General features: G+C 69.9%; 22 protein-coding genes and 3 tRNA genes. 12 read left to right on the top strand and 13 right to left on the bottom strand.

The window, feature by feature from the left end; translation table 11 throughout:
* Positions 1-38: 38 nt before the first annotated feature.
* The 7 genes from ACFQMF_RS14545 to ACFQMF_RS14515 form a co-directional block, all read right to left on the bottom strand.
* Positions 39-185: a hypothetical protein gene (locus ACFQMF_RS14545; RefSeq protein ID WP_256409920.1), complete on the bottom strand. Its 147-nt coding sequence runs from the start codon at positions 183-185 to the stop codon at positions 39-41.
* A complete protein-coding gene (locus ACFQMF_RS14540) occupies positions 182-988 on the bottom strand; it encodes a hypothetical protein (protein WP_256409921.1) in 807 nt (268 codons plus the stop codon). The genes ACFQMF_RS14545 and ACFQMF_RS14540 overlap by 4 nt, the downstream gene beginning before the upstream one ends.
* Entirely contained in the window at positions 988-2,013 is a 1,026-nt protein-coding gene (locus ACFQMF_RS14535) for a signal peptidase I (protein ID WP_256409922.1), read from the bottom strand. The genes ACFQMF_RS14540 and ACFQMF_RS14535 overlap by 1 nt, the downstream gene beginning before the upstream one ends.
* Positions 2,013-3,458, bottom strand: coding sequence for a DUF7467 domain-containing protein (locus ACFQMF_RS14530; protein ID WP_321169234.1), 1,446 nt, complete (start codon positions 3,456-3,458; stop codon positions 2,013-2,015). Before ACFQMF_RS14530 ends, ACFQMF_RS14535 begins: the two co-directional genes overlap by 1 nt.
* Entirely contained in the window at positions 3,455-4,204 is a 750-nt protein-coding gene (locus tag ACFQMF_RS14525; RefSeq protein ID WP_256409923.1) for a hypothetical protein, read from the bottom strand. Before ACFQMF_RS14525 ends, ACFQMF_RS14530 begins: the two co-directional genes overlap by 4 nt.
* A gap of 259 nt (positions 4,205-4,463) precedes the next feature.
* Positions 4,464-5,258, bottom strand: coding sequence for a SipW-dependent-type signal peptide-containing protein (locus ACFQMF_RS14520; protein WP_256409924.1), 795 nt, complete (start codon positions 5,256-5,258; stop codon positions 4,464-4,466).
* A gap of 164 nt (positions 5,259-5,422) precedes the next feature.
* Positions 5,423-7,072 carry a SipW-dependent-type signal peptide and vWA domain-containing protein gene (locus ACFQMF_RS14515; RefSeq protein WP_256409925.1) on the bottom strand — a complete coding sequence of 550 codons (1,650 nt, stop codon included), beginning with the start codon at positions 7,070-7,072 and terminating at the stop codon, positions 5,423-5,425.
* Between the two features lie 442 nt (positions 7,073-7,514).
* On the opposite strand from ACFQMF_RS14515, the gene ACFQMF_RS14510 reads away from it, so the two are divergent.
* A complete protein-coding gene (locus ACFQMF_RS14510; protein ID WP_256409926.1) occupies positions 7,515-8,075 on the top strand; it encodes a DUF7344 domain-containing protein in 561 nt (186 codons plus the stop codon).
* A gap of 95 nt (positions 8,076-8,170) precedes the next feature.
* Here the strand turns inward: ACFQMF_RS14510 and ACFQMF_RS14505 are convergent, their stop codons facing one another.
* Positions 8,171-9,034, bottom strand: a complete 864-nt coding sequence (locus ACFQMF_RS14505; RefSeq protein WP_256409927.1) for a DUF3615 domain-containing protein — start codon at positions 9,032-9,034, stop codon at positions 8,171-8,173.
* Positions 9,035-9,424: 390 nt separating this feature from the next.
* Between ACFQMF_RS14505 and ACFQMF_RS14500 the strand changes: the two genes are divergently transcribed.
* The 4 genes from ACFQMF_RS14500 to azf all read left to right on the top strand — a co-directional run bounded on the left by ACFQMF_RS14500 (position 9,425) and on the right by azf (position 14,243).
* Complete coding sequence (locus ACFQMF_RS14500) at positions 9,425-9,898, top strand: DUF7344 domain-containing protein (protein WP_256409928.1); 474 nt, start codon at positions 9,425-9,427, stop codon at positions 9,896-9,898.
* A gap of 57 nt (positions 9,899-9,955) precedes the next feature.
* Positions 9,956-12,745, top strand: coding sequence for a DNA mismatch repair protein MutS (mutS, locus tag ACFQMF_RS14495; RefSeq protein ID WP_256409929.1), 2,790 nt, complete (start codon positions 9,956-9,958; stop codon positions 12,743-12,745).
* An 86-nt stretch (positions 12,746-12,831) separates the two neighbouring features.
* Positions 12,832-13,182: a cell division protein SepF gene (locus tag ACFQMF_RS14490; protein ID WP_092567268.1), complete on the top strand. Its 351-nt coding sequence runs from the start codon at positions 12,832-12,834 to the stop codon at positions 13,180-13,182.
* Between the two features lie 170 nt (positions 13,183-13,352).
* A complete protein-coding gene (azf, locus tag ACFQMF_RS14485) occupies positions 13,353-14,243 on the top strand; it encodes an NAD-dependent glucose-6-phosphate dehydrogenase Azf (RefSeq protein ID WP_256409930.1) in 891 nt (296 codons plus the stop codon).
* A 7-nt stretch (positions 14,244-14,250) separates the two neighbouring features.
* Here azf and ACFQMF_RS14480 read toward each other — a convergent pair whose 3' ends face one another.
* Positions 14,251-14,952 carry a DUF309 domain-containing protein gene (locus tag ACFQMF_RS14480; protein WP_256409931.1) on the bottom strand — a complete coding sequence of 234 codons (702 nt, stop codon included), beginning with the start codon at positions 14,950-14,952 and terminating at the stop codon, positions 14,251-14,253.
* Positions 14,953-15,007: 55 nt separating this feature from the next.
* Positions 15,008-15,289 (bottom strand): hypothetical protein, encoded by a 282-nt coding sequence (locus ACFQMF_RS14475; protein ID WP_256409932.1) that lies wholly within the window; start codon positions 15,287-15,289, stop codon positions 15,008-15,010.
* A gap of 332 nt (positions 15,290-15,621) precedes the next feature.
* On the opposite strand from ACFQMF_RS14475, the gene ACFQMF_RS14470 reads away from it, so the two are divergent.
* On the top strand, positions 15,622-17,463 hold the full coding sequence (locus tag ACFQMF_RS14470) for a cation:proton antiporter (protein ID WP_256410011.1): 1,842 nt from the start codon (positions 15,622-15,624) through the stop codon (positions 17,461-17,463).
* A 209-nt stretch (positions 17,464-17,672) separates the two neighbouring features.
* On the opposite strand, the gene ACFQMF_RS14465 is transcribed toward ACFQMF_RS14470, so the two are convergent.
* Positions 17,673-17,745, bottom strand: a tRNA-Arg gene (locus tag ACFQMF_RS14465).
* Positions 17,746-18,035: 290 nt separating this feature from the next.
* Between ACFQMF_RS14465 and ACFQMF_RS14460 the strand changes: the two genes are divergently transcribed.
* The 3 genes from ACFQMF_RS14460 to ACFQMF_RS14450 all read left to right on the top strand — a co-directional run bounded on the left by ACFQMF_RS14460 (position 18,036) and on the right by ACFQMF_RS14450 (position 21,117).
* A complete protein-coding gene (locus ACFQMF_RS14460) occupies positions 18,036-19,538 on the top strand; it encodes a single-stranded DNA binding protein (RefSeq protein WP_256409933.1) in 1,503 nt (500 codons plus the stop codon).
* A 142-nt stretch (positions 19,539-19,680) separates the two neighbouring features.
* Complete coding sequence (locus ACFQMF_RS14455; RefSeq protein ID WP_094522281.1) at positions 19,681-20,112, top strand: histone; 432 nt, start codon at positions 19,681-19,683, stop codon at positions 20,110-20,112.
* A complete protein-coding gene (locus tag ACFQMF_RS14450; RefSeq protein WP_256409934.1) occupies positions 20,113-21,117 on the top strand; it encodes a histone deacetylase family protein in 1,005 nt (334 codons plus the stop codon).
* Positions 21,118-21,438: 321 nt separating this feature from the next.
* On the opposite strand, the gene ACFQMF_RS14445 is transcribed toward ACFQMF_RS14450, so the two are convergent.
* Together ACFQMF_RS14445 and ACFQMF_RS14440 are read right to left on the bottom strand one after the other, a co-directional pair.
* Positions 21,439-21,511 (bottom strand) — tRNA-Asp (locus tag ACFQMF_RS14445).
* A gap of 30 nt (positions 21,512-21,541) precedes the next feature.
* Positions 21,542-21,614, bottom strand: a tRNA-Asp gene (locus tag ACFQMF_RS14440).
* A 260-nt stretch (positions 21,615-21,874) separates the two neighbouring features.
* On the opposite strand from ACFQMF_RS14440, the gene ACFQMF_RS14435 reads away from it, so the two are divergent.
* The 3 genes from ACFQMF_RS14435 to rpoB are packed head-to-tail and all read left to right on the top strand — an operon-like array spanning position 21,875 to position 25,496.
* Entirely contained in the window at positions 21,875-22,102 is a 228-nt protein-coding gene (locus ACFQMF_RS14435) for a DNA-directed RNA polymerase subunit H (RefSeq protein WP_092567274.1), read from the top strand.
* A complete protein-coding gene (locus tag ACFQMF_RS14430; protein WP_256409935.1) occupies positions 22,099-23,664 on the top strand; it encodes a DNA-directed RNA polymerase subunit B'' in 1,566 nt (521 codons plus the stop codon). Before ACFQMF_RS14435 ends, ACFQMF_RS14430 begins: the two co-directional genes overlap by 4 nt.
* Before the next feature lie 2 nt (positions 23,665-23,666).
* Positions 23,667-25,496 (top strand): DNA-directed RNA polymerase subunit B, encoded by a 1,830-nt coding sequence (gene rpoB / locus ACFQMF_RS14425; RefSeq protein ID WP_256409936.1) that lies wholly within the window; start codon positions 23,667-23,669, stop codon positions 25,494-25,496.
* The last annotated feature ends 2 nt before the right edge of the window (positions 25,497-25,498 follow it).

Raw genomic sequence — 25,498 nt, 5'->3', positions numbered from 1 at the left:
CGGGCGGAACCACCGATCGGGAACGGGAAGCGGCCGCCCTAACTGAGTCCGCGGACGAGACCGAAGAGGACCCCGAGGAGGAACAGCGCGAAAAGCAGCAGGAGGACCGTGAGCTTCGTCCCGGGAGACAGCGAGCGGTCGTTGGCCTGCTCCGGAGGGGACGGCGGTCGAATGGACAGCGTCACGGGATCGTCACCGCGGCGAGCGAATCCGTCGACTCGCCCGGCTGGGCAGCGGGGGCGTCCGACCGATCGTCGTCGTCGGGCCCGTCAGAGGAGGGGTCGTCCTCGACGTCACCGCCGTCGGCGGGAGCGGTGTCGCCGACCGCACTGTCGTCGCCGTCGGCGTCATCGCCGTCAGGGGAATCGTCGTCGGGAGCGTCCGACGGCGAGGGCGCGGGTTCCGGGGTCGGCGCCGACTCCGGCTCCGAATCGGGGTCGGTCGGTTCCGGACTGGAGTCGGTCGGCTCCGAATCGGTATCGGTGGATTCGCCGTCCGATGATTCCGAGTCCGACGATCCCGCGTCTGCCGGGTCCAAACCTGTCGGTTCCGGCTCGGAGTCGGGCGATCCGGAGTCGTTCCCGTCGGCGTTTTTGCCGGGCGAGTCGGACTCGGGGTCTGCCGAGTCGGGGTCGTCGCCGGGGGACTTCGATTCGGTACCGACGGCCGTCTCGTCGCCGACCGGGTCCGAGCCGTTCGGGCCCGGATCCGACCCGTTCGCCGACGGGTCGGCGGTGGGCGATTGCACCGCGTCCGGACCGAATCCGTCGGTTTCCGGCGGGATCCCGGTGAGACCGATCTCTCCGAGTTCCCCGGTCGTCGAGTTCTCCGGTTCGAACTCCTGCGCCTCAAACTCCTGCGCCTCGAACGTCACCGTCACGTCGGCCTCGGACGAGAGCACCGCGAGGGTGTACCCGCCGCCGAACGCGACGCTCCACACCAGCAGCGCGGCGACGAGCGCGACGGCGACGCCGCGGGGGGCCGCCATCACTCCGCCTCCCCGGCGCCGTCGGTCTGCGCCGGGCCGACCGCCGAGCCGTTCGGCGCCGGCGAGGGCGACCCCTCCGCGGGATCGTCGGCCGCCACCGTCTCGCCGTCGGGTGACGCGGGGGCCGTCGGCGGTTCCGCGGTCGCGCGGTCGAGCACGCCGCTCGCCGGGACCCAGGTCGCGAGTCCGCCGAGCAGGACCGTCGTCGCGGCGACCGCGACGGCGATCGTCGCGGCCGTCCGGAGCTCGATCGCGACGTAGATCGCGTAGGGCGCGAAGACGGCGAGCACCCCGACGGCGCCGCCGACCGCGTCGACCGACACGCCGCCGGCGTCGGTCGCCGACGTCGCCTCGGCCTGTGCCGGCGGTTCGGTCGCTGTCTCGGGGGGGATCGCCGGCTCCCACTCGGCGGTCGGCGTCGCATCGGCGGACGAGTCCAAGTCGACGGACGCGTCCGTCTCCGCGACCGAATCCGCGTCGGCGACGGTCGCCGCGTCCGGGGCGCCGCCGTTTCGCGAGCGGGCGACCGACAGCAGCTCGGACGCCGCGAGCAGCCCGAACGGGAGCACGACGAGGGCGACGAACCCCGCCGGCGTGCCGGCGAACTGGATCACGTACCCGATGTACGGGATCGTGAGGACCACGACGCCGACGAGGTTCGACCCGGGAACGAGCCCGGGGTCGGGCCCCTCGTTGGCGTCGCCCATCGTCTCGAAGGCGAGGGCGCCGCCCTCGTCGACGACGTCGATCACGCGGTGCGTCACGGGCACCTCGCTCGTGCCGCGCACGAACGTGATCACGTCGCCGGCGGCGACCGCGGCCGGGTCGCGCTCGGCGACGATGACCACGTCGCCCGGCGCGATGGCGGGCGTCATGCTCGCGGTGAGCACGACGAAGCTCTCGTCGGCGCCGACGGCCTCGGGGGCCGCGAACACCGCGAACGGGGCCACGAGGGCGATCAGCAGGACGATCCCGAGTACGTTCGCCGCGCGTTTCGCCCGTGGTGATGTGAGTATGGTTGTCATCAGTTCGCCTCCGAGCCGCACAGCGGCTCGCCGTCCGTCGTCGTTCCGGCGACGATCTCGAAGTCGCCGTACGCGTCGCCGACCGCGAGCGGCTGCGAGCAGCTCACGTGGATCGCGACGGTCTCGCCGCCGACGCCGATCTCGACCTCCGGGCCGAGCCTGTCGGCCCCCCGACCGGGGCGGTCGACGTCCTTCCCGTCGAGGGTGAAGACGTCCCCCTGTGAGACGGTCCCGGCGAACAGCTCGCCGCTCGTGTTCCCCTTCGTCGAGACGACCGAGACGGTCGCGTCGTCGGCGCCGAGGTAGCGGACGTCGAGGGTCGCGAGGGAGACGCCGGTCCCCTGGTCACAGACGGCGCACTCGGGGCCGGGCTCGGGCTCGTCGTCCGGCGTGTCGCCGCCGTCACCGCCGGTGCCGGTCCCGCAGACCTTCTCGTCGTCTGTCGTCGTCACCTCGACGACCTCGAAGTCGCCGTAGACGTCGCCGGGACCGAGAGGCACCGAACAGCTGGTGTGGATATTGGTCTCGGTACGCTCGTTCCGCGACGCGCCGCCGCCGGAGTCGAGGTAGATGTTCGGCCCGATCCAGCCTGGCGTGTTCGTCCTGGAATCCGCACCGTCGAGGGCGAACTCCTCGTTCGGCCGGACCGTGGCGTCGAATATCGTCGTCGGGGGGTTGTTGCCGTTCCCCCGTCCGTTCCCGCCTCCGCCGCCGCCGGCGGCCCGGACGACGAGCGGGTCGATGGTCTCGTCGCCGAGGTATTTGAGCCTGAGCCCGCCGATTTTGACCTCGTTTTCGTCCGCGCAGGGGACACACCGATTCTCGTCGCAGACGCGGGCGGCGAAGGGGTTCGCCGCCTCCGCGTCCGCTTCGGTGGTGTGGCGGCACTGCTCGGCGTACAGCCGGAACGTCAGATCGGCGGTCTGGCCGCCGACGTCCGTCGCGCCGGCCGGGAGCCGCCAGTAGACCGCCACGCGGATCGCGTCCTCGGGGTCGAGACAGCCGTCGTCGATCCGCTCGCCGTCGAACAGGTCGTCCCGAACGGCGGCGAGAGGTCTGTACCTCCCGGTCACCGACGTTCCGTCGACGCGAACGTCGACTTCGAGCTCGCGCGCGAGACCGTTGTTCGCCACGCACTCCGTCGCGAGCCAGACCCGAACCGGGTTCGTCCGAGCGCCGATTTCGAACGTCTCGTCGCCCGAGTCGCCGCGGTCGATGTCCGACACGTCGACGGCGACGGTGCCGTTCGTGAGCTCGCCGTTCACCAGGAGCTCGACCGTGCCGGCGCCGAGGCCGTTGTTCGGGAAGGTCTCGCGGTCTGAGAGATACGCTCCGGTACCGAGGCCGCTCGCCATCCCGACCGCGCCGACGCCGCCGATACCGGCGAGCAGGCGGCGGCGGCTCAGGCCGCTCGGACGCCCCGCTCCGTCGTCTCCGTGAGTCATGCGGACCCCCCGGCGTTCATTTCGAACGGATTCCCCTCAGAACCGCACTCGTCCGCGATGAACTCCACGAGAAAGTCCACCGTGCCGCCCTGGCCGGCGTTGCCGCCCTCGGCGGTAAACTCCCACTCGAAGGTCAGACAGCGTTGCTCGCCGGGGCCGAGGCATCCGTCGCCGAGGAGCCCCGGTCGTAGCTCGACGCCGTCGGCGAGGGCGGACCCGTCGATGTCCGCGAGCGTCCCGTCGGCGATCGTCGGTCCGACGCCCGCGAACTCGCCCTCGGCGCCGCCGCAGCTACCGATCCCGAAGATCCCCGTGTCTTGCCGGACCGTGAGTGAGATGCGCTCCGCGAGCGCAACGCTCGCGGGGTCAGAAGTACTGAGATCGGGCTTGATCCGCAACCACACGCGGGCGGTGTCATCTGGATCTTCGAGCCGGAGGCCGACGCTCGCGGTCCCGTAATCGTGCGGCAGCGCGTTGGCGACATCAATGAGCCGGATTCCGGCAATTTCGACATCGTCCACCGCACCGACCGGGGTCGAGTCGACTGCGGTCCCGTTCTCCGTGCGCCGCCAGCCGACAAGCAGATTCAGCGGCGTGTCCGTCTGGGCGTACGTGTACGCCGAATACTCGTCCCAGTTGCCAGTCCCCGTCCGCCGTCCGGAGGCGGCCCCGAGGGCGGCGAAGCCGACGGCTCCGGCGCCCGCGAGTGCCTCCCGCCGCGTAAGTCCTGATTCCTTCTGTGTCATTGTCTGTCGTCGCGGCTCCGAACGGCCGTGTCGTCGATGACTGTCTAACGCTGCTCCCCGACCTATATATGCGCTCCCTACCGGCAGTAACAATCGCCGTCGCCATCCGGTATGTGTCCCGTACCGAGCGGTACGACACCCCTCCGGTACGACATCCCCCTCGGGGTGAAGGCCCGCCCTACCGACCGGGAGAGACCCCCTTTCGGGGTCTCATGATCTTATGACTGCCGGTCGTCGACCTCCGCCTCACATCACCGCCTCACTGAGCCGTGCTGTTGCCCTCGGGGACGGTCAGGAAGGGGCTGTCCGGTGACTCGTTGTGTCGCTCCTGTTCCGCGTGGAACGAGAAGTCGAACGTCACGGCGTCGGTCTGGATCTCGTTTTCGACCGACGTCGGAACGTTCCAGTCGATACAGAGGCACGGCCCGGCCTGTTCGCCGAACTCGGAGCTGGCTGGGTACGCCCCCGAGTCCGTCCCGGCGTCCAGCAGGAAGCCGGACTCCAGCTCGGCTGCGAGGTCGCCGAGGGTGTAGTCCTCGGGGTTGTTGAGCGTCCGAATCGTCTCGAAGGACTCTGTTTCGTCATCGAACTCGCAGTAAGACACGGTGACAAGGATCGCCTCACTGAGGTCGCCCTCGCCCGCGCCGTCGTTCGGCGAGCCGACGGTTCCCGCGTCCGCGGGATCCGTGTCGTCGACTTCCGCTTCGGGTTCTGTCAGCCCGTTCTCGTAGTCGGTGAGGCCGTTCTCGGTGCCAACCCACAGCCACGCCGGGTTGTCGACGATCTGCGGACAGAACACCAGCCGCCCGGAGTCGCCGGGCTTGACATCGTCGATGACGTACTCGTACCCGGTGGGGTTCCCGTTGATCGTCCCGGAATCGCCGCCGGACCCCGCGCTGCCCTGCTCGTAGCTCGTCTGGTATTCGACCGCGAGGTCAAGTTGCCCGGCGGTGAGTGTGTTGTTCTCGAACGTTTCGCTGTCGTTGAAGTACGCCGTGGTGCCCAAGCCCGCGCCCGCCGAGGCCACGCCGACTGCGCCGAGTCCGACCAGCATCTTACGCCGCGATAGTCCGATTGTGTCGTCGTTCATGGTTGTGTATCCCTTATTGGGAACTCCCGGCGGGGGTCGCGAACCGCCCTGTTGGCCGCCCGAGGGCGCCGAAACGGGATGGACGAGCGAACGGCTCGTCTGGGTCGTTCAGTGGGCTATTCGAGCACCTACTCGGCGACCTCACAGACGCCGAACGGGTTCTCGTTGTGGCGGGCCTGCTCGGCGCCGAATCCGATATCGAACACGATCGAGTCGGTCTGGATCTCGTTGCCCACCTCCTCGGGGTCGATCGACCACTTGAAGCCGAAGTAGTACGTGGAGCACGCGCTGAACGGCGTCGCGTTCACGTCGGGACAGCTGACCGTCGGTCGGGTCTTGTCCGTGTCGTTCCCTCCCTGTCCCGCGGCGTCTGGCTCGTTGAGCGTCAGGAGCGGCTCGGCGTCGAGCAGCAGTCCGTCGCCCCCGAGGAACTCGCTGAGCTTCCCCTCGAACAGGCAGACCTCGCCCGCCTTGTGGAGAGCAATATGCTGGAACGTGCCGGCCACGTTGTTCGGTACCGTGCCGAAGCTGAGCTTCTCGCGCGGGCCCGCGGTGCCGTTCGCGTCGGAGGCCATCTCGCGGAGCAGCTCCCGCGCTTCGAGGATCGTGTCCTCGCTCGTGGCGTCGCCCGGAATCGGAACGAGGTCGTACTGGACGGTGTACACCGTCACGCCATCGTCTTTCGCCGCTTGTGCCTCGTCTTCGGCTGCTTGGACAGGGTCAGACCCTCCGCTCGTCGCAACGCCGTCACCGAGGATCACCATACACTTGCCCTCGGCGTCGCCGCCGTCGAGAACGTCGCGAGCCTCGCTAATGCCGTCGGCCATGTTCGTCCCCTCCCGATTCGAGGAGTCCTCGTCGAAATTCGGGCTGTCCGGGAGTCCTTCGAGGTAGTCCCGAGCCCCGTCGTAGTCAGTCCCGAGCGGGACATCGACCCGGCCGTTGTTGCCGAACGTGACTACGGAGATGTTGATCGGTTCCGGCGCGTTCTCGCTGGCCGCTTCCAGTTGGTCCACGAGACTGACGGCCCCGTCGACCGCGTCCTGGAGCTTCTGCGGGTCGTACTGATCCGTCGAGCCCTGGAGCGACGGGTCGGTCTCAACCATCGAGTACGAGCGGTCGAAGACGATGACTGTGTCGTGGTCGCCCATCAGCCCCTCGAAGGCGTTGTCGCCGTCGTCGTACCAGAACTTCACGTCAATGGAGTCGGCGAGCTCGCCCTGGTCTTCCCCCGCGGTACCGTCGATCTCCATCTCGGGCTCAGTCCGGCCGTTCTCCTTGTTCTCGATCAGATCGCCGCCGACCCGCAGGTAACCGGGGTTGTCAAACAGGTGCGCGCTGAACGTCACTTCGCCGTGGTCGCCGGGCTTGACGTCGTCGAGCTCGATCAGCGGGCCCGCGAAGTCGTCCGGCAGGTCCGCGAAGTACTCGCCCTTGTACTCGTCCGTGGCCGCGCGGATGTCGTACTCGTCGTTGTCGATGACCCAGTCCGAGAGGTACTCGCCGAAGTCCGGGATTATATCTTGGTCGTTGTCACCGTTCGAGTCCGGGTACGCGCTGATCTGTTCGAGGCCGTTCGGGCCCGTGTATGTCTGTTGCCAGTCGAGCAGGAGGTCGAACTGCCCGGCGGTGAGCGTGTTGTCCTCAAACGTTTCGCTGTCGTTGAAGTACGCCGTGGTACCGAGTCCCGCGCCCGCGGACGCGACGCCGACCGCGCCGAGGCCGGCGAGGACCTTGCGCCGCGAGAGTCCGATTGTGTCGTCTGTGTCTTGGCTCATGCTTTCTCTCCCGACCCGCCCCCGTCCGCTGCGGTCAGCCGAATCGGTTACTCCCCTCTCCGTGAGGTACCCACCTAGTTACGCGCAGCCACGTCACCGTCGAACGAGGGGTTCGATTCGGTGGAACGATCGGTTCACGCGGTCAAACGCCGCGTTCGACCGGCGGTCCGGGGCCCCTACTTCGGGCAAAAACGGCGGCAAGAACGCCGTACTTCGGTCGAAGTGACCGGTATGGTTCCCGTGTCGCCTCCGGGACGGCGACGGTCGCGGGCGAGGCGGGACCGAGCCGCTCGTCCCGGTGCGGGCTATCGGTTTCCCGACCTCGAATCCGGGGCGGCGAGCTCGTCGAACGCGAGGGTAGCCGGCGCATACATATGCCCCGAGCGGAAGATGTAGCGTCAACGACCGGTCTCCGTGCCGTGCGGAGTTCGGATCCGCGATCATGAAACTCAGAACAGACGTCCTCCCGGCGGAACAGGTGTATTCCATCCTCGCGAACGAGCGTCGTCGGCGCGCCATCCAGCAGATCAGAGACGTCGGCGGGACGGTGACCGTCCACGAGCTGTCGGCGCTGGTGGCGAGTCACGAGAGCGGCGAGAGCCCGCCGCCGAAGCGGTGCCGCGAGAGCGTGTACACGTCGCTCGTGCAGACGCACCTCCCGAAGCTGGAGGAGCTCGGCGTCGTCGAGTACGACCGGGGGACGCAGACGATCGAGCTGTCGCGGCACGCGCGAGACGTCTCGCTGTACACCGAGATCGTCGCCACGGGCGGGGTGACGTGGTCGGAGCTGTACCGCGCGCTCGGCGTCGTCTCGCTAACCGTCCTCCTCGCGGCGCTGCTCGGTGCCCCGCTCGTCTCCGCGGCCGATCCGGTCCTGTTGACGAGCCTCGCGCTCGGGCTGTTCGCCGCCGCGAGCGCCTACCAGCTCTGGCTCAACCGCTTCTCCGTGCTCCGGCAGTTCCGGATCGGACGCGACGGCCTGCTCTCGCGGCGGCGGAGCTGAGACGAACGCCGACGTCTGCGATCCGTCGGGTTAGTTGATAAACAAGCCACCAGTGATTCGGAGGGCTTCACCACGAAACGACCGGTCGCGGCGTGTTATTCGGCCGCGAGCGACGGCGGCAGGTCCATCTCGAACAGTCGGGCGTCGCAGGCGGTACAGCGGCCGGCGATCACGTCGCGGGTCGTACAGCAGGACTCGACGACGCGCTCTTCGAGCCGCACGGCCCCCTCGCAGACGGGACACGCCTCGGCGAACAGCCGAAGCGCGCCGAGCACGCCGCTCCGCGCCGCGAGGGGGAGCGACGGCCAGTCGTCGAGCCGCTCGGTCAGCGCGCGGTCGGCGGCGACGTCGGCGAGGAACGCCGCGCGCGACTCCCAGTGGCCGATGCGTTCGTCGTCGGCGAACGCGAACCCGGTCCCGCCGCGCCAGTCGAGCGAGAGCGACTCGGCGTCGACGCCGGTGAGCGACGCGAGCGCCGCCAGTTCGGCGTCGCCGCCGGCGTCGATGCGCGTCTCGCGGAGGGCGGCGTCCCACGCGGCCGCGAACCACGGGGCGAACTCGAGGTCGGCGCCGTCGGGCGTCTCGACGAGCACGTCCGCCGACAGCAGGTACGACTCCGCGTCGACCTCGGCCGGCGGCGCGGGCTCGGTCCCCTTCCCGAACAGCCGGAGGACGCGCTCGGGGAGGTAGCGCTTCGTGAGTTCGGGCGTCCCCGGGACGAGGTAGCCGCGGAGCCAGATCGCGGCGAGCGCGGCCCCGAACCCGGCAGCGCCGAGGGCCGGGCCGGCGACGGCGGCCGCCGCCGTCGCTCCGGCCGCCGCGATCGCGACGTTGACTCCGGTACACGGGAGACAGCGGTTCTCGCCGGTGTACTCCGGACGGCGGAAGCGGTCGAGGGGGCGGCGGTCGGCCTGCCCCGCGTCCGGGTCCGAGACGGTCGTGTCGTGTGTGATCGTCATGACGCGGTCTTGGCGCGGAGCGGTCGTATGTATGCAGCGCCTACCGGCCGCGTTCCGGCCCGAGACGAGCGCTCGCCGCGAGTTCGCGGGCGGTGCCACGCGGACGGGGAGACGGGGCGCTTCGGTCCGCCTCGTTTCGCGATGAAATTAACTATATCTGGTAATTGTACCGAGACGTCCTCTATCAAAGCACGATAATAGACGCCTCAGACGATCAAATACGTTTTGTATGAAATAATAGACATACTTAAAGTGACAAGTTATATGTGCTTCGGTGTCAATTGGCAATCGGAGCGGATCCGCGGCAGAGAGCCATGACACCCCAACTTGCCGGCACGACGGAGAGAGAGCGACGACGGGGACGGACCAACGCGGGACGAGATATTCACGATGCTGAGCAACCAGCGGCGACGGAACGTGATAACCTACCTGAAAGAGCGCGGGGACGACGCCCGCGTGAGGGACATCGCCGAACAGCTGGCGGCGTGGGAGAACGACCGCGAGATCAACGAGGTCACGTACAAACAGCGGAAGCGCGTCTACACCGCGCTCCACCAGTCGCACCTGCCGAAGCTGGCGGAGGGCGGGTTCATCGACTACGAGCCGAACAGGGGGATCGTCTCGCTGACCGAGGAGAGCCGAGAGCTGGAGGTGTACCTCGAAGTCGTCTCCGAAAACGAGATCCTGTGGAGCGAGTACTACCTCGGCCTCGCCGTCGTCTGCGGGCTGCTCGGCGGCGCGGCGTGGATCGGGACGGTCCCGTTCGCGGGCGTCTCCGGCTACGCGTACGCGGTCCTCTTCGCGGTGCTGTTCGGCGTCTCCGGGGCGGTGCACCGCACGGTGACGCGCCGGAACCGGGTGTAGGCGCTCGGGACGCGACACCCGCAGGGTTTTAGCCGCCCACGGCGGGAGTACGGACATATGCCAACGGGGATCGTCGGGGAGTTCCTCGATCTCAAGGCGGAGACGGACGCGGACGTCCTCGCGATGCAGTGCGGCGACTTCTACGAGTTCTTCGCGGACGACGCGGAGCTGGTCGCCGACGAGCTCGACCTCTCGATCTCGCAGAAGTCCTCGCACGGCTCGTCGCACCCGATGGCGGGCGTCCCGCTCTCGGAGCTGACCCCCTACGTGAAGGCGCTCGTCGAGCGCGGCTACCGGGTCGCCGTCGCGGACCAGTACGAGACCGACGACGGCCACGCCCGCGAGATCACCCGCGTCGTTACGCCCGGGACCCTCCTCGAAACCGCCGACGACGACGCGCGGTACCTCGCGGCGGTGGTTCGCGAGGAGGACGAGACAGACGGCCCCTACGGCCTGGCGCTCGCGGACGTCACCACGGGCCGGTTCCTCGTCACCGAGGTCGACGACGAGAGCGACCTCCGGGCGGAGCTGTACCGGTTCGACCCCGCGGAGGTGCTCCCGGGGCCCCGCGTCCGCAACGACGACCGGCTGCTCGGCGCGGTCCGCGAGGACCTCTCCGGGTCGGTCTCGCTGTTCGACGCGGAGGCGTTCGCGCCGGGGCGGGCGAGACACGCCGTTCGGGAACAGTTCGGGCGGGAGACCGCCGACAGCGTCGGGATCGACTCCGACCTCGCGCTGCGCGCGGCCGGCGCGGTCCTCGGCTACGTCGAGGAGACGGGCGCGGGCGTGCTCGCGTCGATGACCCGGCTCACGGCGTACGGCGACGGCGACCACGTCGACGTCGACGCGACGACCCAGCGCAACCTCGAGCTCACGGAGACGATGCGCGGCGAGGGGGAGGGGTCGCTGTTCGAGACGGTCGACCACACCGTCACCGCGGCCGGCGGCCGGCTGCTCCGCGAGTGGCTCACGCGGCCGCGACGGGACCGGGCGCGGCTCGACCGCCGGCTCGACGCCGTGGAGGCGCTGGCGTCGGCGGCGCTCGCGCGCGACCGCCTCCGAGAGACGCTCGGAGCGGCGTACGACCTCGAACGGCTCGCCTCGCGGGCGACGAGCGGGAGCGCTGGCGCACGCGAACTCCTCTCGGTGCGCGACACCCTCGCGCTGGTGCCGGAACTCGTCGACGCCGTCGAGGGGACCCCGCTCGCGGACTCGCCGGTCGCCGAGGTGCTGGACGGCCTCGACCGGGAGCGCGCGAGCGCGCTCCGGGGCGAGCTCGCCGACGCGCTCGCCGAGGACCCGCCGAAGGCGAAGACGCAGGGGGGGTTGCTGAAGCCGGGGTACGACGACGAGCTCGACGAGCTGATCGAGAGCCACGAGGAGGCGGCCGAGTGGCTCGACACGCTCGCGGAGCGGGAGAAGCGGCGCCACGGGCTCAGCCACGTCACGGTCGACCGCAACAAGACGGACGGCTACTACATCCAGGTCGGAAAGTCGGTCGCCGACCGGGTGCCGGACCACTACCGCGAGATCAAGACGCTGAAGAACTCGAAGCGGTTCGTCACCGACGAGCTCGAAGAGCGCGAGCGGGAGGTCCTCCGGCTGGAGGAGGCCCGCGGCGAGCTGGAGTACGAGCTGTTCGAGGAACTCCGCGAGCGGGTCGCCGACGACGCCGCGCTGCTCCAGGACGTGGGGCGGGCGGTCGCCGAGGTCGACGCGCTCGCGTCGCTCGCGACTCACGCCGCCGGCAACGACTGGACGCGCCCGGAGCTGACCGACGAGCGCAGACTCGACGTCGAGGCCGGTCGCCACCCCGTCGTCGAGCGGACGACCGACTTCGTGCCGAACGACCTCCGGCTCGACGGGGAGCGCGGCTTCCTCATCGTCACCGGCCCGAACATGAGCGGGAAGTCGACGTACATGCGGCAGGCCGCCCTGATCCAACTGCTCGCGCAGGCGGGGTCGTTCGTGCCCGCCCGGGCCGCCGAGGTCGGGCTCGTCGACGGGATCTACACCCGCGTCGGCGCGCTCGACGAGCTGGCGCAGGGCCGGTCGACGTTCATGGTCGAGATGCAGGAGCTGTCGAACATCCTCCACTCGGCGACCGCGGACTCGCTCGTCATCCTCGACGAGGTCGGCCGCGGCACCGCGACCTACGACGGGATCTCCATCGCGTGGGCCGCGACCGAGTACCTCCACAACGAGGTGCGCGCCCGCACCCTCTTCGCGACGCACTACCACGAGCTGACGGCGCTGGCGGACCACCTCCCGCGCGTGGCGAACGTCCACGTCGCCGTCGACGAGCGCGACGGCGAGGTGACGTTCCTCCGGACCGTCCGCGACGGCCCGACGAACCGGTCGTACGGGGTCCACGTCGCCGACCTCGCGGGCGTCCCCGACCCGGTCGTCTCCCGCGCCGACGCGGTGCTCGACCGGCTCCGCGAGGAGAAGGCGATCGAGGCGAAGGGGTCCCGGACCGGGAGCGAGAGGGCCGGAAGCGGGGGCCCGGGAGACGGGAGCGGCGGTCCGGGAGACGGCGGCACGAAACAGGTCGTCTTCGACCTCTCGTCCGGGTCGTTCGCGGGCGAGGGTGACGCCGGGCCGGCCGGGGCGTCTGGGTCCGCCGAAGCGGGCGCCGACGGCTCCCCCCCTGAAGAGGGTCGAAACGGGGCGGTTCGGGAGTCGGCGTCGGGCGGCGCGGCGGAGGCCGCCGAGGCCGACCGCCTCGATCCGGAGACCCGCGCCGTGATCGACGAGCTGAGCGACGTCGACGTCGCGGAGACCGCGCCGGTGGAGCTGCTCGCGCGAGTGCAGGAGTGGCAGGATCGGCTCGACGACGGGGACTGAGACGCGGGACGCGGGGCGCGGGACACGGAGCGCGCCCGGGTGCGTCTGACGTAAGAACTAATGTCCGACCTCGACGTGTGGTGTGTATGGGCATCATGAGCAAGATCCTCGGCGGGGGCGGCAACCGCTCCGTCGACGACTACGTCGAGCTCGACATCGACGACTTCGCCGAGGCGCACGCCGAGACGGGGATGCAGGTACACATCGCGGAGATCGGCGACCAGAGCGACGTCATCCCGATCAAAGACGCCGTCTACGACGGCGACTTCGTCATCGCCGACATCACCCGGCACTCCACGTCGGACCGGACGATCGAACACATCATCGACGAGCTGCGACAGGTCGCCCAGGAGGTCGACGGCGACATCGTCCAGAAGGGCGACGACCAGATCGTCGTGACGCCGACGGGCGTCTCGGTCTCGCGGGAAAAGCTGTAGCCGGGACCCGTCCCGTCCTCGGGGTCACCGTGTTCTCGGGCTCACCGTGTCCTCGGGACCCCCTCGCCTGCGCGCCGATTGTACGACGTTCGCCCGTCCGTCCGCCGTGACCGTCGGGTACGGGGTCGAACCGTGTGTTATATGCCCGTCTCCCGCCCACGTACGACCGAATGGACGAGCCGGTCCTGCTGACGGGCGCCGGCGGACGGGTGGGCCAGGCCATCCTCCGGGGCATCGGCGACGACTACGACTGGCGGCTCCTCGACAGGGAGCCGCTCCCGGCCGCGAAGGTGCCCGACGGGGTCACCGACGCCGACCGGTACGTCGCGGACATCACCGACGAGCGGGCGGTCCGGGAGGCGATGCGGGACGTCGGCGCCGTGATCCACCTCGCCGGCGACCCGCGGAAGACGGCGCCGTGGGACTCCGTGCTCCGCAACAACATCGACGGGACGCAGGTGGTGATGCGCGCGGCCGCCGAGGCCGGCGTCGAGCGGTTCGCGTTCGCCTCCTCGAACCACGCGGTCGGCGGCTACGAGACCGACGACCGGACCCCCGACCTGTACCGCCCGGACGACGGCTACCGCCTGGACGGCACCGAGCTCCCCCGGCCCGGGAACCTCTACGGCGTCTCGAAGGCGGCCGGCGAGGCGCTCGGCCGGCTGTACCACGACGAGCACGGGATGAGCGTCGTCTGCGTCCGCATCGGGAACCTCACGAAGGACCACCCGCCCCGCGAGTACGAGCGCGGGCAGGCGATGTGGCTCTCGCACCGCGACTGCGCGCACCTGTTCGACCGGTGTCTCCGGGCCGACTACGGCTACGAGATCGTCTACGGCATCTCCGACAACGACCGGCGCTACTACTCCCTCGAACGCGCCCGCGAGGCGCTCGGCTACGACCCCGCCGACAACTCCGCCGACTACACCTTCGAGGGCGAGCCGAAGGAGGGGGCCGCGACGGGCGGCGGGGAGGGGGATTCCGACCGGACCGCCGCCGACGAACCCCCCGCGGAGCCGAACTTCCCCTCGGACCCCGACACCCCGACCGACGGCGCCTGACGGGGGGTTAGAAGAGGTCGTCGACGTCGCGCCGCTTTCGCTCCGCCAGTTCCACGTGGTCCGCGAGCCGCGCGGCCACCTGCGGGCGGGCGTCGGGCTCGCGGAGGAACGCGAAGAGGAGCTCCGCGAACCGCGTCCGGCCGGTGCCGCGCTCCTCGCGCGCCAGCGCCGCCGCCGCCTCGAACGTCGCCGGGTCGCCGCGGTCGACCGCCTCGGCGAGCGCGGGCGCCGCGAGCAGCGCGGCCGAGAGCGTCAGGTCGTCGAACCCCGGCGCCGCGCCGCCGATCCGGATCGGCGGGGGGGCGACGCGTTCGACCGTTTCGGGGTCGGCCGCGAGCCGTCGGCACCACTCCCGGACGGTCGCGACGTCGACGCCGTGGGCCCCGCCGTCGGCGTCAGAAGGCGTCTCCTCGGCGAATCCGGACAGGTACCGCGCGCCGTTTCCGGCGCAGCCGGCCGCGCCGGACCAGTTGCCCTCGGTCGCGTGGCGGGTGGCCGCCGCGGCCGCGATCAGCCCGTGGAGCAGGCGCTCGTCGTCGCCCTCGTCGAGCGGGAGCCACGCCGCCTCCCACGGGTCGTGGGCCGCGAGGACGTGCCCCTCGTTGAACAGGGCGGCGCCGGCGGCGAGGGCGGCCGAGACGGAGGGGGGGCCATCGGCGTCCTCCGCGTCGTCGGCGGCGTCGCGGACGCCCGAGTCGCGGTCGGTCATGCGCGGGTGTCGACGACGGCGACGTAAAAAGGGCGAGACACGCGTCCGGGTCGGCTCACCGCTCCCCGGGACCTACCGCCGAGTCGCCGCCGGGAACCGGCAGCGCCCGGTCGACGACGGCCGGGTAGCGGCGCCAGAGGGTCGCGCCGGCGACGACGCCGACGGAGAGGGCCAGTACGAACGCGGCCGCGACCGGGAGAGAAGCGGCCGCGACGGTCGCGACCGGCAGCGTCGCGAGGACGGCCAGCGCGCGCGGCGACGGCGGCGCGGCGGGGCGGGGACCCGCGTACGGGTCGAGGTGTGCGGTGCGTCCGTGGCGGGGTCGGTCTCGTGTCATCGTTGGAGGGGAAGCGGCGCGAGGCCCTCGCGCCGCGGTCGGCGGCCGTGCGGCGGGGACCGTGTCGGGTCCGAAAGGCGTCATCGGCCGTGAGAGCGTCTGAGGACGGGAGGGGACGCCCGATACGGGGGTTCGCTCGGGCGCGTCCTCACGCAGGGGAGGAACCGAGGTAATAGTTTCCCGAGTGTGCGGATCAATGGCGTGATTCGGCGCTCCGAGGGGATGTCCGCGGATCACCGCCGGCGGAGCGGCGCGGCCGGGCGGCCCGGTCTCGCGCCACCAGTACACTAAGGAGGGCGGCGCGCGTACGAACCGTAGACGTGTCCAGCCTGTTGCCGGTCATCGCGGCGATCCTCGTGTCGGGGCTCGTCGTCCAGCTGGTCGCTCACCGGCTGAAGGTGCCGAGCGTCATCTTCTACCTCCTCATCGGCGTCGCGCTGGGACCGGAGGCGTTGGGGCTCGTGACGCTCGAAACGTTCGGGAGCGGGCTCGAAATCGTCGTCGGGATCAGCGTCGCCATCATCGTCTTCGAGGGGGCGTTCGCCCTGCGGGTCGACCGGATCCGCGGCGCCTCCACGGTGTCGCTGCGGCTGGTGACGGTCAGCGCGCTCGTGATGTTCCTCGGGACGGCGGCCGCGGTCAGGCTCTTCGAGGGCGCCAGCTGGGAGATCGCGCTGCTCATCGGCGCGCTGCTCGTGGCGACCGGGCCGACCGTCATCACGCCGATACTCAACGTCGTCCGGGTCCGGGACCACGTCGCCACCGCGTTGGAGACCGAGGGGATCGTCAACGACGTGACGGCCGCGATCGTCGCCGTGGTGATCTTCGAGACGCTGCTGCTCGACGACCTCGGGGTCCCCGCGACCGTGTTCTCGTTCGTCGAGCGGCTCGGCGTCGGCGTGCTCGCGGGCGTGCTCGCGACGGTGGTGATCTACTACCTGCTGGAGAGCGACCTGGTCCCCGAGCGCGACGTGCAGGCGTCGCAGTTCCTCGTGTTGGCGGCGGCGGTCGGGGCGTTCGCGGCCGCCGAGGCCGTCGCCGCCGAGGCGGGCATCGCGGCGGCGGCGACGAGCGGGATCCTGCTCGGCAACCTCGACATCGAGAACAGGGAGGAGATCGAGCGGTTCGCGGAGAACACGACGCTGGTCGTCCTCTCGTTCGTGTTCATCTCGCTGGCCGCGCTGATCGACGTCGAGGCGGTCCTGCAGCTCGGCCTCGGCGCCGTCGCGCTCGTCCTCGTGATCATGCTCGTGCTCCGCCCGCTCGGGGCCCTGATCGCCACCGCCGGCGTCGAGCGGTTCACGCGCCCGGAGCGGCTGTTCATCGCGAGCGTGGGGCCGCGCGGGATCATCCCGGCGAGCGTGGCCACGCTGTTCGCCATCGAGCTGGAGCTCGCGGGGAACGTGGCGGCGGGCGAACTGCTGGTCGGGACGGTGTTCGCCGTCATCTTCGCGACGGTCGCGATCGAGGCGGGGCTGGCGCGGCAGATCGGCGACGCCCTCGGAGTGTCACCAATGCGCACGATAATCATCGGCGGCGGCCGGGTCGGCCGGGCGCTCGCCACACGACTGGAGCGGCGGGGCGAGTACGTCGTCGTCGTCGAGACCGACGACGAAGCGATCGAGCGGGCGCGCTCGGAGGGGTTCACCGTCCACGACGGCGACGGCAGCGACACCGAGACGCTGCGCGACGCGGGCGTCGAGGACGCGAAGCGCGTGATCGCGGTGACGGGCGACGACGACATCAACCTCCTCGCGTGCCAGCTCGCGATCACGAAGTTCGACGTCGATGCCGTGTACGCGCGGGTGAACGAGTCGGACAACCTCGACGCCTTCGAGAGCATCGGCGTGAAGGGGATCGACTCGCCGACGGCGACGGCGGTGGCCATCGACGACGAGATCGAGCGGCCGGCGATCACCCACTGGATGAACGAGCTCGGCGACAGCCACGACGTGCAGGAGGTGGAGGTGACCGCGGAGGAGCTCGCCGGGAAGACGATCCGCGACCTCAACGCGCAGATCCCCGACGGCACCTTCGTCGCCGTCGTCAGCCGGGACGGGGAGAACCACGTCCCGTCGGCGGACAGCGTGCTGGAGTACGGCGACCACGTCACCTTCATCGGCGACTCGGACGCGGTCAGGCGCGCGATGGAGCGGTTCCACCCGCACGACTGAGCGCGGTCGCTCACAGCCGTCGGCGTATGCACGACTCGCGGTGCTCACCGTGTTCGCCACGTGGTGCGTCTGAAAGCGTCCCGATCGTCACGTGTTGTGTCCGAAAACGTCCTGACGGAGTCCTGCGCGAGCGAAGCGAGCGCAGGGCACGTCAGGACGCGAACGCCGAAGCAGGCGCTCCGCGACGCGGAGCGCCTGCGAGAAGTGAGCGTCCTGACGGAGATTTGAACTCCGGTCCCTGGCTCCGCAAGCCAAGAGGATAGTCCACTACCCTACCAGGACTCAAGCAGACGTACCGCGGTGGAACTTAAGACGGTTACGGTCCGGAGGCCGCGTGGCGGAGGGTCGCACGCGACGCGGCGGGCGAGAGGCGACCGCGCGCGAATTGCACACCTTTTGTATCGAGGGGACCGATGAACGGATATGACTGAACCTCGATCCGCGGCGTCGCCGCCGCGGAGCCGACGAGCGACCGCGCCTCGGGCCGGCCCAGCGGCGGGCGCGCGTTCGGCCGCGGAACCCCGGCAAGGACAACGCTTATCCGCGGACTCGACAACCGAGGAGGTACGCGTATGGGAGCCATAGAGGACGTCTACGAGGACCTCGACACCGACGTCGAGTTCGAGGAGTTCGAGGCGGCGGTCGAGGACAAGGTCGAGCAGATGGGCGGGCTCGCCGACGAGGAGACGGCCGCGATGCTGATCGCCCACGAGCTGCGCGACGAGGAGGCCGACACGATCGCCGACATCGAGCCGGGGATGAACGAGGTGAAGTTCCTCGGGAAGGTGACCTCCATCGGCGAGGTCAAGACGTTCGAGCGCGACGACGAGGAGGCCGAGGAGGGGCGCGTCTGCAACGTCGACGTCGCGGACGCGTCCGGCTCGGTGCGCGTCGCGCTCTGGGACGACATGGCCGCGGCGGCCGACGAGGAGCTGGAGGTCGGCCAGGTGCTCCGCGTCATGGGCCGCCCGAAGGAGGGGTACAGCGGGCTGGAGGTGAGCGCCGACAAGGTCGAGCCGGACGAGGACGCCGAGGTCGACGTGCAGGTGCTCGACACCTACCGCGTCGAGGACCTCTCGCTCGGCGCCGCCGACGTCGACCTCGTCGGCCAGGTGCTCGACACCGACTCGATCCGGACGTTCGACCGCGACGACGGCAGCGAGGGGCGCGTGGCCAACCTCACCGTCGGCGACGAGACCGGTCGCGTGCGCGTCACCCTCTGGGACGACAAGGCCGACCTCACCGAGGAGTTCGAGCCCGGCGAGGTCGTCGAGGTCGGGGACGGCTACGTCCGCGAGCGCGACGGCGACCTGGAGCTCCACGTCGGCGACCGCGGCACCGTCGAGCGCGTCGACGAGGACGTGGAGTACGTCCCGGAGACGACCGACATCGCCGACCTGGAGATCGGGGAGACGGTCGACATCGGCGGGGGCGTCATCGAGACGGACCCGAAGCGCACCTTCGACCGCGACGACGGCAGCGGGGGACAGGTCCGGAACGTCCGCGTCAAGGACGACACCGGCGAGATCCGCGTCGCGCTGTGGGGCGACAAGGCGGACCGCGAGATCGAGCTGGCCGACCGCGTCGTCTTCACCGACGTCGAGATCCAGGACGGGTGGCAGGACGACCTGGAGGCGTCCGCGAACTGGCGCTCGACGGTCACCGTCCTCGACGAGGGCGCGGAGACGGCGAGCGGGGCCGCCGGCGGCGCGGCGGGAGCGAGCGGCGGGAGCGGCGACGGGGGCGACGAGCGCGGCGGGGAGAACGCCGGGCTCGGAGCCTTCGCGGAGGACGGACAGAAGGCGGCCGCCGAGGCCGTCGCGGGCGAGACCGGCGACGGCGGAAGCGGCGGCGAGAGCGCCGGATCCGGCGGGGCCGCGGCCGCGACGGCGGAACGGTCGGCCGAGGACGTCGAGTTCACGGGCACCGTCGTGCAGACCGGCGACCCCGTCGTGTTGGACGACGGCCAGCGGACGAAGAGCGTCGAGACCGACGCCGGCCTCCGGCTCGGCGAGGAGGTGACCGTGCGGGGCGCGGAACGCGACGGGACGATCCACGCGGACGACGTGTTCTGATCGCCGAGAGGCGGCTCCGGACTCCCGCTCGTCGGGTCCGGGATGCGGGAAGCGACGCGTCGAGTCGCCGCGACGCCAGCGCTCGGGCGCGGAGACGGCGGTAACGGAAAGCGTTATACCGTGCACGGACGCGACTGTGTGTATGAGTGTCGAGTTGCCGTTCGCGCCGGTGGACGGGATCATCCGGCGGAACGCCGGGGAGCTCCGCGTCAGCGCCGACGCCGCCGAGGAGCTGGCGCGCCGCATCCAGTCGCACGGCGCGGAGCTGGCGATCGACGCTGCCGAGCGGGCGACCGAGGACGGGCGAAAGACGCTGATGGCGTCGGACTTCGGCGTCGAACAGGTGATCGCTCGCGAGGACCTCACCCTCCCGGTCGCGCCCATCGACCGGATCGCGCGGCTCCGGATCGACGACCGCTACCGGGTCGGCGTCGACGCGCGGATCGCGCTGGCCGACATCTTGGAGGACTACGCCGACAACGTCGCGAGCGCGGCCGCGACGCTCGCGCGACACGCCGACCGACGGACCGTACAGGCCGAGGACATCGAGACGTACTTCGCGCTGTTCGAGTAGATGCGGTTCGGCTACAGCGAGCGGTGTCTCGCGCACGACACGGGGGAACGACACCCGGAGAACCCGGACCGACTGCGCGCGATCCGCCGCGGGCTCACCAAGCGCCACGGCGTCGAGTACGTCGAGGCGGACCCGGCGGCCCGCGAGGAGGTCGTCGCCGTCCACGACGCGGCGTACGTGGACGAGCTCGAGGCGTTCGTCGACGACGGCGGCGGGAGCTGGGACCCCGACACCGTCGCGAGCGAGGGGACCTGGGACGCCGCGCTCACGGCCGCCGGCCTCGCGCAGTGGGCGGCCCGATCGGCGCTCGACGGGGCCGACGGCCGGAACACGCCGTTCGCGCTCGGCCGCCCGCCCGGACACCACGCGGTGCCCGACGACGCGATGGGGTTCTGCTTCTTCAACAACGCCGCCGTCGCGGCCCAGACCGCCCTCGACGAGGGCGCCGCGGATCGGGTCGCGATCTTCGACTGGGACGTGCACCACGGGAACGGCACCCAGGACGTGTTCTACGACCGCGGCGACGTGCTCTACTCGTCGATCCACGAGGACGGGCTCTACCCGGACACCGGCGACCTCGAAGAGATCGGCCGCGACGACGGCGAGGGGACCACGGTGAACCTCCCGCTCGGCGCCGGCGCCGGGGACGCCGACTACCGCTACGCCATCGACGAGGCGATCGGACCGGCGATCGACCGGTTCGACCCCGATCTGCTGATCGTCTCGGCGGGGTTCGACGCCCACCGCCACGACCCGATCTCGCGGATGCGCGTCTCGTCGGAGGGGTACGCGATGATGACCGATCGGATCCGGTCGGTCGCCGACGACGCCGGCGCGGTCGAGGCCTACGTGCTGGAGGGCGGCTACGGGCTCGACACCCTCGCCGAGGGCGTCTCGATGGTCCACGAGACGTACGACGGCCGAACCCCGGTCACGGACGACGAGGAGCCGGACGCGAAGACGGAGTCGCTGGTGGCGGAGCTGCGGGAGCTGCTCGACCTGTAGGCGGCCGGTCGCCCGACGAACGGCTCGCTTCGCTCGCCGTGTCGTTCGTCGGAAACGCCCGGAGCGGGATGTGAACCACGGTCGTTCCGCTCGTGTCACTCGCTTCACTCCCTGATTCAAATCCCTTCGTCTGCGTTCGTCGACGCCGGACTCGCTCGTCGCTCCGCTCCTCGCTCGTAATCGGCGTCGACAGAAGCGCCCGGAGCGGGATTTGAACCCGGAGGACTTCGCTCACTGCGTTCGCTCGTCCTCAGATTCAAATCCTTTTGCGACCGTTTTCGACGAACGGCTCGCTCCGCTCGCCGTGTTGTTCGTCGAAAACGCCCGGAGCGGGATTTGAACCCGCGTCACGACCGTGACAGGGTCGTATGATGGGCCACTACACCATCCGGGCAAACAGCGACAGAAGCCCCGAAACGGGGGACGCCCGGAGCGGGATTTGAACCCGCGTCACGACCGTGACAGGGTCGTATGATGGGCCACTACACCATCCGGGCTTGTCGCACTCGTTCGTACCCCTGTCTGGCAAATAAGGCTTGTCATCGCCGGCGACGGTGGGGACGGATACCAGGGACGAGACGGCCGGCGACGGGCCGATCGCGGCGGTAGCCTTTTGTATGATAACCGCGTGAGTGAGAGTATCGTACGCCCGTCGTCGTGAGCCGCGCGCGGCGGCGCCGGTTGGCAAGTCTTATGCCGCTGGCCCATATAGCGATCTGTAGTATCTCGTGATAGCTTCTCTCAATAACCACCACCCATGGTAGACGTAAGCCAACACGAACTCGTTCCGGACCACGTCCTCCTCGACGACGACGAGGTCGACGAGGTCCTGGCCGAGTACGACGTGAAGCGGACGAACCTACCGAAGATCAAACGCACGGATCCCGCGCTCCCCGACGAGGCCGAGGTCGGCGACGTGGTGAAGATCGTTCGAAACTCTCGCACGACGGAGGAGGCCGTCGTGTACCGACTAGTCGTCTCATGAACAGGCAAGACCGACGCGTGGTCTCACGCGAGTACTTCTCGGACGAACGGCTCGCCGAACACCACTTCCGCTCGTTCAACAACTTCCTGGACCGCGGCATGCAGGAGGTCGTCGACGAGAAGGAGACGATCGAGACCGACATCGGCGACAAGGAGGGCCAAGAGCCCGTCTACGTCGAACTCGGCGACGTGCGGATGGTCACCCCCCGCGTCCGCGAGGCCGACGGCTCCGAGGAGCTGCTGTATCCCCAAGAGGCGCGGCTCCGGAACATCACCTACTCGGCGCCCGTCTTCATGGAGATGTCAATCGTGCGCGGCGGCGAGGACGAGCCCGAGCAGGTCGTCGACACGACCGAGACGAAGGTCGGTCGGATGCCGATCATGGTCGGCTCGGACAAGTGCAACATGGCCGGCTTCTCCGACGAGGAACTCATCGACATCGGCGAGGACCCCGTCGACCCCGGCGGCTACTTCATCGTCAACGGCTCCGAGCGCGTGCTGATGACCTCGGAGGACCTGGCGCCGAACAAGATCCTCGCGGAGTACGACTCGAAGTACGGCGACGAGATCCAGGTCGCCAAGACGTTCTCCCAGCGCCGCGGCTACCGCGCGCTGGTCCTCTGTGAGCGCAACCGCGAGGGGCTCCTCGAAGTGTCGTTCCCGTCCGTCTCGGGCTCGATCGACTTCGTGACCCTCGTCCGCGCGCTCGGGCTGGAGTCGGACGAGGAGATCGTCCACCGCGTCTCGGACGACCCCGAGATCGTGAAGTTCATGCTGGAGAATCTGGAGGAGGCCGACGTGCAGACGACCGAGGAGGCCATCGAGACCCTCGGCGAGCGCGTCGCCTCCGGCCAGGGGAAGAACTACCAGCTCAAGCGGGCGAACTACGTCATCGACCGCTACCTCCTCCCGCACCTCCACGAGGAGGGCGTCGAGGAGGAGGACGTGCGGATCAACAAGGCGTACTACCTCTGCCGGATGGCCGAGGCGTGCTTCGAGCTCGCCTTGGACCGCCGCGAGTCCGACGACAAGGACCACTACGCCAACAAGCGCCTGAAGGTCTCCGGCGACCTGATGCGCGACCTGTTCCGGACCGCCCTGAACAAGCTGGCGCGCGACGTGAAGTACCAGCTGGAGCGCGCGAACATGCGGAACCGGCAGCTCACCGTCAACACGGTCGTCCGCTCGGACGTGCTGACCGAGCGGCTCGAACACCCGATCGCGACGGGCAACTGGGTGGGCGGCCGCTCGGGCGTCTCCCAGCTCGTCGACCGGACGGACTACATGGGCGTGCTCTCGCACCTGCGGCGCCTGCGCTCGCCGCTGTCGCGGTCGCAGCCGCACTTCGAGGCGCGGGACCTCCACGCGACCCAGTGGGGTCGCATCTGTCCCTCCGAGACGCCGGAGGGGCCGAACTGCGGGCTCGTGAAGAACTTCGCGCAGTCGATGGAGCTGTCGCAGACGGTCGAGGACGAACAGGGGCTGAAACGAGAACTGGCGTCGATGGGTGTCGAGGGGATCCCCGGCATCGAGGGCGTCGAACGACAGACGGCGGACGACTGATCATGGCACAGGCAGAACGCGAAGCGAAGGTGTACGTCAACGGGAGCCTCGTCGGGACCCATCCGGACCCCGAGGCGCTCGCCGAACAGATCCGCGAGGCGCGCCGCCGGGGCGACGTCTCGGACATGGTGAACGTCTCGGTCAAAGACCGGACCCAAGAAGTGATCGTCAACGCGGACGCGGGGCGCGCCCGCCGGCCGCTGATCGTCGTCGAGAACGGCGAGCCCCTGCTGGGCGACGAGGAGGTCGAGGCGCTCGAACGCGGCGACATCGAGTTCGAGGACCTCATCGACCGCGGCTACGTCGAGTTCATCGACGCCGAGGAGGAGGAGGACATCCTCGTCGCCGTCGACGAGGAGGACGTGACCGAGGACCACACGCACCTCGAGATCGACCCGCAGCTCGTGTTCGGTATCGGCGCGGGGATGATCCCGTACCCCGAGCACAACGCGAGCCCCCGGATCACGATGGGCGCGGGGATGATGAAGCAGTCGCTCGGACTCCCCTCGGCCAACTACCGGATCCGGCCGGACACGCGTCAGCACCTGCTGCACTACCCGCAGCTGGCGATGGTGAAGACGCAGACCTCCGACCAGATCAGCTTCGACAAGCGGCCGGCGGCGCAGAACTTCGTCGTCGCCGTGATGTCCTACGAGGGGTTCAACATCGAGGACGCGCTGGTGATGAACCAGGGCTCCGTCGACCGCGCGCTCACCCGCTCGCACTTCTTCCGGACGTACGAGGGCGAGGAGCGCCGGTACCCCGGCGGCCAGGAGGACCGCTTCGAGATCCCCGAACAGGACGTGCGCGGCGCGCGCGGTGAAGACGCGTACACGCACCTCGACGAGGACGGCCTCGTCAACCCCGAGACGAAGGTGGACGAGTCCTCGGTCCTGCTCGGCAAGACCAGTCCGCCGCGCTTCCTCGAAGAGCCCGACGACATGGGCGGGCTCTCCCCGCAGAAGCGCCGCGAGACCTCGGTGACGATGCGCTCGGGCGAGTCGGGCGTCGTCGACACGGTGACGCTGATGGAGGGCGAGGACGGCTCCAAGCTCTCGAAGGTGAAGGTGCGCGACCAGCGCGTCCCCGAGCTGGGCGACAAGTTCGCGTCCCGACACGGCCAGAAGGGCGTCGTCGGCCACCTCGCCCCGCAGGAGGACATGCCGTTTACCGAGGAGGGGGTCGTCCCCGACCTCGTGATGAACCCGCACGCGCTCCCGTCCCGGATGACGGTCGGCCACGTGCTGGAGATGCTCGGCGGCAAGGTCGGCTCGCTGCGCGGCTCCCGGGTCGACGGGACGCCGTTCCAGGGCGAGGACGAGGAGGAGCTCCGCGAGGGGCTCGAAGAGCACGGGTTCAAGTCCTCCGGCAAGGAGGTCATGTACTCCGGCGTCACCGGCGAGAAGATCGACGCCGAGATCTTCGTCGGGACGATCTTCTACCACAAGCTGTACCACATGGTGTCGAACAAGCTCCACGCCCGCTCGCGCGGGCCGGTCCAGGTGCTCACGCGCCAGCCGACCGAGGGGCGCGCCCGCGAGGGCGGCCTGCGCGTCGGGGAGATGGAGCGCGACACGATCATCGGCCACGGCGCGTCGATGGTGCTCAACGAGCGGCTGCTGGAGTCCTCGGACGCCGAGACGGTCCACGTCTCCGCGGAGACCGGGCTCGTTGCCGTCGAGGACCGCGAGCAGCGCCGCGTGTACGACCCGGTGACGGGCGACGAGGACGACATCCACGAGCTGGAGGTCAGCTACGCGTTCAAGCTGCTGCTCGACGAGATGATCGCCCTGGGAATCCGACCGAAACTCGAACTGGAGGACGCGATTTAGAT

Origin of the sequence: Halorubrum rutilum (genome assembly GCF_042665015.1) — an archaeon.
In the GTDB taxonomy this organism is placed as follows: Archaea; Halobacteriota; Halobacteria; order Halobacteriales; family Haloferacaceae; genus Halorubrum; species Halorubrum rutilum.
This window is presented reverse-complemented; position numbering and strand designations above follow the sequence as displayed.